The following is a 7,784-nucleotide window of genomic DNA, read 5'->3' on the forward strand; positions in this document are numbered from 1 at the left end:
GCACATCAACCTGACCGGCGATTACCTCTGGCGCAGCAGCGCCAAGATCGGCGCGGGCAAGTTCAGGCCGCTACGGCCGCTGCAACCGGCTTAGCGTGCTTTATTTTCCGTTTTCTGAGACGACCCCAAGACGATCTGCACTGAAATCAATACTTTCTGATGCCTCTTGATTAGAGATGCCAGCCATAATCATCTCATCGCCAACGCATACGGCGTTCGGCAGCCAACACACTCTCACTCACTACTGGAAGCTCAGACATGAAAACCATAGGCATTGAAAACTCGAAGTCCAGCGTACAGGCCCACTTAACGCTTGGAACCAAAACTATGGGGCTAGGTATCTATGGCGCGTACTTGGCTCTCGCTATTATTTACTTCTGGTTCGGCGGCATGAAATTTACCCACTACGAGGCCGAGGGCCTGGTTCCACTGGTGAGCAACAGCCCGCTTTTGGGATGGGTGTATAGCATTTTTTCGGTCGACATGTTCTCCAGCCTGCTCGGCATACTAGAGATTTCGATCGGCACTCTGATCGCAGGCCGCATGCTGTCGCCCAAACTATCCGTGGTAGGAGGCGCTCTGTCTGCAGGCCTGTTCTTCACAACCCTTAGCTTTATGTTTTCCACTCCGGGCGTCATTGAGCCTAGTTTAGGGTTTCCGGCGATTTCCGTTGCGCCAGGTCAGTTTCTGCTTAAAGACTTAGGGTTGCTTGCTGTTTCGATATTTGTGGCAAGCCATTCGCTGGTTGAACTGGAAAAACGTAAAATTAATGCATAATTTTTTCAATGGCTTAAGGCAGTAATGCCTTAGGCCTTTTTGCCATCATTTTCCCCCGCCAGATCTTTCAACCAGTCACGAGGGCTCAACCCCGTCTTGCGTCTAAATGCGCGAGACAGCGCCGAAGGACTTTCGTAGCCGACTTGAGCTGCAATCAGCGTAATCGAGCGCCCTTCTCGCATCAGCTTCTGAGCCAGGCTAACTCGCCAACTCAACAAATAATCAGCAGGCGTCTGTCCGATGACACTCTTGAAATGCACGGCATACGCAGCGCGTGACATATTTGACTCACTGGCCAGCTCTGCTATTGACCAGGCATGTTCCGGGGAGTTGTGCATCTGTAAAAGCGATCGGGCAAGCCGCATGTCGGCCAGTCCAGCCATCATTCCGGTGCGCAACTGGTGATGATCGAGCAGGTAACGGAGCAACAGAATGATTAGGAGCTCAAATAAGCGCTCAAGCGCGGCTTCCCTTCCACAATGCACATTTGCCGCCTCGGCAAACATCCACTCCAACGTGTCTGCCAGCATGGGCAGATCATCGAGTGCGAGCACCAAACAGTCCGGTAATGAAGCCGACAAAGGATTATCAATTCCGCCCTCAAACTCCATGGAAGCACACAACAACTTTGCGCCATCGGACTCACCCGCAAACAATTGATGCTTGGCGGGGCGTGGCATAAAAATCAAGCTAGGGAAACACTGATTTAACCCCGTCCCCGTAGAATGCCCCGGTCATCCCGATAGGCACAACCATCCAGATGAAACAGCAAGCCAGCTTCGCCGATCTCGAGTACTCGGCGCGTCGCAAGCCGACGCGGCGGGAGAAGTTTCTGACCGACCTGGATCGTCTGGTGCCGTGGTCGCAGCTGGTGGCATTAATTGAGCCGCACTACTACCGCGGTGAGCGCGGTCGTCCGCCTGTCGGGCTGGAAACGATGCTGCGCATGTATCTGTGCCAGAACTGCCTGGGCCTGTCGGACGAAGGGATTGAAGATGCCATCGTCGACAGCATCGCGGTGCGTCGCTTCGTGGGCATCGACCTGATCGAGCGTCAGGCGCCCGATGCCACCACGCTGCTGAAGTTTCGCCGCCTGCTCGAACGTCACGAGATGCCGGTGCGCATCTTCGCGCTGATCCGCGAACAGCTCGGTCAGCAGGGGCTGATCCTGCGCGAAGGCACGATCGTCGATGCCACCTTGATCGCTGCGCCCCCCTCGACGAAGAACAAGGAGGGCGAGCGCGACCCCGACATGCACCAGACGAAGAAGGGCAAGCAGTGGTATTTCGGCATGAAAGCGCATATCGGTACGGATGCGCACACCGGCATCGTTCATTCGCTTGCCGCCACGGCGGCGAACGCGTCCGACGTGAGCCAGACGCACAAGCTGCTGCATGGTGAGGAGAAGCACGTGCATGCCGACGCTGGTTACCAGGGTGCAGGCAAGCGTCCCGAACTGAAAGACTGCCCGGCCGAATTCGTGATCGCACGCCGGCGTACGACTTACAAGAGGCTGGACAAGACGGACCCGAGACGCCAACTCATCGAGCAGGCGGAGCACGCCAAGGCGAGCATCCGCTCGAAGGTCGAGCACGCGTTCCATGTGGTGAAGAACCTGTTCCGGCATCGCAAGTGCCGCTACAAGGGTCTGGCGAAGAACGCGGCGCAGTTGCATGTGCTGTTCGCGATGGCGAATCTGGTGCTGTCGCAGAGAAGTCTGTGCGCGCCCTACAGGACAGGTGCGTCCTGAGGGCGAGAAATCGGGGCGATGAACCCCGAAAGGGCCTCGGGTCGATGATTCGGGGCTGAAAAAGAGCCGAAATTCGATGTCATGACGATGCGAATTTCGGAGTTGCTGCCTCACGGACGAAAAATCCCGGAAGGGTGGCTTTGATCAGCGTTTCCCTAGGGCGAGTGAGCTGCAAATCCTTGCGATCGGGACCAAGCAACGTCACGCTGCCGGCCTGAAGCAGATGGATATAACCTCGCCGCTCGGCGCCATCGTAAGATGCAGAGCCGCATAGGTCGCCGTCATAGAACAGATTGGCCCGCACGCCGAACCGCGAGAGCAAATTAGACAAACGATCCATTGGCCGATCCTTGACGAGTCAGAACGCACAGACCATACCATCTGCGTTGTCGTTCAGTGCCTGTAGCGAACATGCCGGCGTAAATCAGCCAACGGATAAAGTGATCACTGAGCAGCTCAGCCTCCCTTTCCAGTTCGGCTGTTAAAAAAACAACACCGTTGTTTGAAAGCACCAGCAAATCAAGTGCTCACTCTTCTATTTTACGGGGTTGTACGCCGGAATCCCAGAAATTTCCGTCAGCCCAGCTCCAGTCCCGCCACGAGCGCATCCAGGTCGATGAACTTGCCGTCAGTCTGGAAGGTGTAATGCCCGTTCAGCAGGATGTGCCGCCAGGCCGCTGGCGACATCTGCGTGATCAACGCCAGCGCCTTGGCATTGCCAGCTGCCTCGTACTTCGTCAGCAGCAGGGACAGGATCGCCGAGTTGTAGAAGATGATCGCGTTGCCGATCAGCCTGGCGCACTGGTTGCTGATCTCGATTTCGATGTCGGTGCGGCCGGTCAATTCCTTCTTCCCACCGACTTGGGCGATGGTCGAGCGTAGCTGGTGATAGGACTCAATGCGGTTCTGCGAGCGGTGAACATTACGCTCCAGTTGCGGGTCGCGCAGGTAGCGCAGTGTGTAGATACTGCGGATGAGCTTGTCGAACTCGAAGATTGCGCGCCGCGTCGGGTTCGGCGCCGTATAGGTGCACAGCTTGCGGATCAGCGTGCCCTGCGTCATTTCCTTCAGGCCCAGTGTGGCGACGATTCGGTCGATGTTCGCCTTCTCACCGACGATGAGTTGCCGGTCGATCTGGCCAGCCGGCCGGATCAGGCATTTCTCGTACAATGCCAGATCATCGGCGCAATACAGCTCCTGCAACTGGTCGTCGAGGTCGGTGAAGCGCGGCTCGAAACGAAGTCCGAACCAGTGCAGGATGGCGAAGTTGGCCTTGTTGATGCTGTGCATGTCGCCGGTGATCGCGCTCGGCACGATGTCCGACGTGTTGCGGTACCAGATGTCGAACACGTGGTGAGCCTCGTACTCGTGTGCGCCTATCAGGTAGCCGTTCAACGGCACGTGATTGCACAGCAGCGTGTAGGCGACGACGCCCTTGCCGCGGCCGAAATATTTGCGCGAGTAGCGCGCCTTCACAGTTGGTCGCTCGACGCCGAATTTCTGCCCATCAACGGCACCGTACAACGAATCGAGGTCGAACGAGTAATGCGGGAAGATCGGCAGTGCGGCGATGGCGTTGCTGATGCAATCGTTGGCCACATGTAGCGTCGCCTGGCGCAGGTACTGCTGGTAGGTACTCTCCAGGACGTGGTACGGGATGTCGCTGGTACGTGCCATAACCTGGTTGCCGTGGTTCATGGCTTGGGCAATGATCACCGCCATCAGACTGTCGGCGTCGGCTACCTTCTTCGCATAGCGTGGCTGCAATGGTGTCAGCGCCGACAGGAACTGGCACTGGCCGTTGACGAAGCGAAACACGTCGGCGACATCGCAGTATGGCAGTTGCTCGTAGAGAGCTTGCTCGCGCGCCTTCTGGTTCTCCCCCTTGGGCTTGCGCCAGGTCAGTCTCTGCGTGTCCTTGTCGTATTCCAGGTGCGTCAGCTTGCCCTGTTTCAGCTCGCGATTGAACGCCACCCATTGCGCACGCAACTCGGTCGCCAGTGCATCGAGCTGGGCACTGACCGGCTGCCGCAGGAAGGGGATGTCCATCTGCGCGAGCACGGCGGCTTTCTCGTCCATCGAAACCAACTCGTCGGACAAATGCCGGTGCTGCAAGCTATCGTCAATGTAGAGCTCGCCCGCCTGGAAGCGTTTCCTGACCTGACGGTAAAGCCAGAATTCGTAACGATCGGCATGCAGGCCTGTCGGCGTGCCTTCGGCATCGAACATCAGCAGGTACGGACGCAAGCGTTTCGGCAGCGTTGCCGCCGGACATTCGTCGAGTGGCCGTTGTGATAGGCGCTGCTGCTTGGCGAACACGCTCTTGGCCCAAGTCAGCGCCGCGAGCCATGGGTTATCGGGGGCCGTGCCGGCGAAGTCGAGCGCGACGTACAGCGGCCGTAGATGGCGTCGAATGCGTTCGGCCAGGCCGTCCACCGCCTGCCAGTGCAGCGCCAGTTTGTTCAGTGGCTTGACGCTCATGCGCTGCGCCGTGTTTTGCAGCAATTCCCTGGACATGATTTTGTAGGCGCGTTGGCGCACCTCGCCGAACGGCGTCGGATCGGCCACGCTGTCGTCCACGTACAGCGACAGCAGGCGGCCAACCTGCGGCGTTTCCTGATGGCGTCGCAGCTGTTCGGCGACAAAGGACTGTTTCGCACCCGTGCGGCTCTCGTCCTCAAGTTTTTTCATGTGGAAGGCCATCGCGTCGACCAGGTTGTCGGTGAGCTGCCGGTAACGTACCCAGGCATAGCACAGCAGGTAGAGCCGGGTCTGCTCCGCCTTCAGGTGGCGCAGGTCATGGACGGTATAGAAGTTCGCCAGGCTCGCGTAGTACAGCAGGTTCTGCTGCGAGATGCCGAGCTTGGGCAGCAGCGCCTTGGCGATCCCGTGCAAGGACTTCAGCGTGGCGCGCTTCTCGCGCTCCCCTGCCATCTGACGCCAGCCGAAATCTTTAGCGTCCTGCTTGAGCGCTGCCAGTTGAGACAGGGTGTCGTCACGCACCAGGAGCTGGCCCAGCGCAGCTTTGGCCGATTCGTCCAACACTTCTGCCAGCAAGCCGCCCAAGCGCCTGCGTTCGGTGGACAGGGCTTCACTGACCAGCTCTTGTAAGGTGGTGTGGCCGGGCCGGATGATTTTGTGCTCGCTGAGCCAAACGATCAGTTCGGCGGCCACGAATCCTGGCATTACGTCGCGCCGCACGATCTGTTCAGCCTGCTGTGCCAGTTGCGGCAGGAAGCTAGCCGCCCACGACCGGTAGCCGAACAGTTCGGCGATCTGACCCCTCTGGCTGTAGTGCTCATGCTTGGTGGGGTCAGCTCACGAAACGGAAAAAATCGTACGCTAAGGCGCGCCATGCGCTTGCGCGCGAGCGCTCTCACGAGGGAGATTCCTCGTACTTCCGAAACGCGCGCCAAAGTGCAACGTCGTACGCAATCTTGAGCACACCGCAGGCCACCAGCGGCATCGCCAGCCAGCCGGCGGCGAACAAGGCGCCGCCGATGGCGGGGCTAGCTGCGGCAGCGAGGCTCCTGGGTACGGTGGTGAAGCTCGCCGCCGCGGCGCGCTCTGCCGGCGTCACCACCGCCATGACGAAGGCCGAGCGCGTGGGTACGTCCATCTGCGACAGGGCGCTGCGCAGGAACAGCAGCGCGAGCGCCACCGGCAGGCTGTCGGCGAAGGCGGCGAGGATCAGACAGACGCTCGACGGGATGTGCGTGAACACCATCGTGTTGATCAGGCCAATGCGGCGCGCTACCCAGGGGGCGGCGAGCTGGGAGCCGGCCGACAGCAGCCCGGCCCAGAAGAAGAATTGGCCGGCAGCGGCGAGCGAGAGGTCGAAACGCTCGAACAGCCAGAGCGCGAGCAAGGTATTGACGATCAGCCCGCCGGCGAAGGCATCGACCGAGAACAGTGCCGCCAGTTTGATCACGATGCCGCGCGAAGGCCCCAGCGCTGTGGGCGCCGCCGTCTGCTCGTCCACGCGGTGGTCCGGCAAGGCGCGATACAGGGCGAAGATCGCGACGCCGGTCAGCCCGTAGACGACGAACATCAGGCGCAACGCGTCGAGCTGGGCCAGGCCGGCATCGGTCAGCACTTGCGGGATCGCGGTCGCCAGCGAACCGGTCGCGGCACACAAGGCGCCGACGAAGGTATAGCGCGCGAACAGAAAAGTGCGCGCCTCGCCCTGCGCCGATTCGGCCAGCCGCGCGTGCTCCAGCGGCAGGAAGACGCTGACGTCGCCGGAGCTGGGGTTCATCGTACCGACGAAGGCGACTACAGCCAACGGCCAGAAGGCGCCGATGCCGCCCAGGCCTGCCAGCAGCAGACCGGTGGCGGTCATCAGCCCGGCGGCAGCAAGCAGCAGGCTACGCTGCCGGAAGCGATGGCCCCACTGCCCGACCGCCAGGGTCGCCAGCGCCGACCCGAGCAGGGTGGCGGAGCTGATCAGCCCGACTTCCCACTTGCCGAGCCCGAGCGTGAGCAGATAGACCGGCAGCAGAATGGCGACAAAGCCGTCGGTGAAGGCCCGAAGTGCCCGGCCGATCAGCAGCAGGCGTGCCTCGGGTGCGGCGCCGGCGGGCAGCAGCATCACTTCAGGCGGGGCAGGCGGGCGACCTTCAGCGGCCCCGTGGTGGAGTGGGCGCACCAGGCGTAGAGCGCGTCATACATCACCATGCCTGCCTTCAGCATCTCGTGGTCGTCGGCGAAGTTGAGCGACAGCCCTTTCGAGATGGCGACCAGGCCGGACGCTTCCTTCGCCAGCTGCGGCTGGCCGCAGTCGGCGGCGCGCACGATGAGCGCCAGCTTGTTCAAGGCCGGGTCGTCGAGTTCGTACTTGTCGATGAAGGCATCGAAGCTGCAGCGGTCGCCATGGTGGCCGAGCTCGACATTCGGCACGTCATAGAGAATCGCGCCGGTGTCGGCGGCGACCTTCATGACTTCGCCGGCCGGCACGTACAGGAACTCGGGGGCCTCGTCGATGAAGCGCGTTACCAGCCAGGGGCAGGCGATACGGTCGATCTTGGGGCGTTCGCGGGTGACCCATTTCACGCTCTGCCCTCCACCTTGGCAAGCGCAGCCTCGGCCGCCGTCCAGGACAGGTTCTGCATGAAGGCGTCCACATAGGCTGCGGCCTTGGCGCCGAAGTCCATGTGGTAGCTGTGCTCGTACATGTCGAGGGCGATCAGCGGCGTGGCGCCGGCCAGGTTGTGGGCGTGGTCGGCGGCCCAGGCATTCACGAGACGCCTGCGGCGCG

7 protein-coding genes and 1 pseudogene are annotated in these 7,784 nt (G+C 60.8%); 2 read left to right on the forward strand and 6 right to left on the reverse strand.

The features are described 5' to 3' along the window. The first annotated feature begins 258 nt into the window (after positions 1 to 258). Positions 259 to 777 carry a YkgB family protein gene (locus tag AC6LJ9_RS29705; RefSeq protein WP_498150339.1) on the forward strand — a complete coding sequence of 173 codons (519 nt, stop codon included), beginning with the start codon at positions 259 to 261 and terminating at the stop codon, positions 775 to 777. A 29-nt stretch (positions 778 to 806) separates the two neighbouring features. Here AC6LJ9_RS29705 and AC6LJ9_RS29710 read toward each other — a convergent pair whose 3' ends face one another. After that, entirely contained in the window at positions 807 to 1,457 is a 651-nt protein-coding gene (locus AC6LJ9_RS29710; protein WP_498150340.1) for a helix-turn-helix transcriptional regulator, read from the reverse strand. An 80-nt stretch (positions 1,458 to 1,537) separates the two neighbouring features. Between AC6LJ9_RS29710 and AC6LJ9_RS29715 the strand changes: the two genes are divergently transcribed. Further along, positions 1,538 to 2,527, forward strand: a complete 990-nt coding sequence (locus tag AC6LJ9_RS29715; RefSeq protein WP_034007299.1) for an IS5 family transposase — start codon at positions 1,538 to 1,540, stop codon at positions 2,525 to 2,527. A gap of 79 nt (positions 2,528 to 2,606) precedes the next feature. Here the strand turns inward: AC6LJ9_RS29715 and AC6LJ9_RS29720 are convergent, their stop codons facing one another. From AC6LJ9_RS29720 to AC6LJ9_RS29740, 5 genes and pseudogenes are all read right to left on the reverse strand, one after another. Then, positions 2,607 to 2,867, reverse strand: a complete 261-nt coding sequence (locus AC6LJ9_RS29720) for a cupin domain-containing protein (RefSeq protein ID WP_498150341.1) — start codon at positions 2,865 to 2,867, stop codon at positions 2,607 to 2,609. A gap of 236 nt (positions 2,868 to 3,103) precedes the next feature. Continuing rightward, positions 3,104 to 5,836 (reverse strand): annotated as a pseudogene (locus AC6LJ9_RS29725) (Tn3 family transposase); the annotation flags it as partial. A gap of 67 nt (positions 5,837 to 5,903) precedes the next feature. Continuing rightward, complete coding sequence (locus tag AC6LJ9_RS29730) at positions 5,904 to 7,118, reverse strand: MFS transporter (protein WP_285303143.1); 1,215 nt, start codon at positions 7,116 to 7,118, stop codon at positions 5,904 to 5,906. Then, positions 7,118 to 7,579, reverse strand: coding sequence for a chromate resistance protein ChrB domain-containing protein (locus tag AC6LJ9_RS29735; RefSeq protein WP_498150342.1), 462 nt, complete (start codon positions 7,577 to 7,579; stop codon positions 7,118 to 7,120). Before AC6LJ9_RS29735 ends, AC6LJ9_RS29730 begins: the two co-directional genes overlap by 1 nt. After that, the coding region (locus AC6LJ9_RS29740) for a Fe-Mn family superoxide dismutase (protein WP_498150343.1) at positions 7,576 to 7,784 on the reverse strand (209 nt) is incomplete at its 5' end. The genes AC6LJ9_RS29735 and AC6LJ9_RS29740, both read right to left, overlap by 4 nt.

This window comes from Achromobacter sp. 1011811831, assembly GCF_059760905.1.

Excerpts from the sequence above, each read along its gene's own strand:
- AC6LJ9_RS29705 (WP_498150339.1), top strand. The coding sequence starts at position 259 with ATGAAAACCATAGGCATTGAAAACTCGAAGTCCAGCGTACAGGCCCAC.
- AC6LJ9_RS29710 (WP_498150340.1), bottom strand. The coding sequence starts at position 1,457 with ATGCCACGCCCCGCCAAGCATCAATTGTTTGCGGGTGAGTCCGATGGC.
- AC6LJ9_RS29715 (WP_034007299.1), top strand. The coding sequence starts at position 1,538 with ATGAAACAGCAAGCCAGCTTCGCCGATCTCGAGTACTCGGCGCGTCGC.
- AC6LJ9_RS29720 (WP_498150341.1), bottom strand. The coding sequence starts at position 2,867 with ATGGATCGTTTGTCTAATTTGCTCTCGCGGTTCGGCGTGCGGGCCAAT.
- AC6LJ9_RS29730 (WP_285303143.1), bottom strand. The coding sequence starts at position 7,118 with ATGCTGCTGCCCGCCGGCGCCGCACCCGAGGCACGCCTGCTGCTGATC.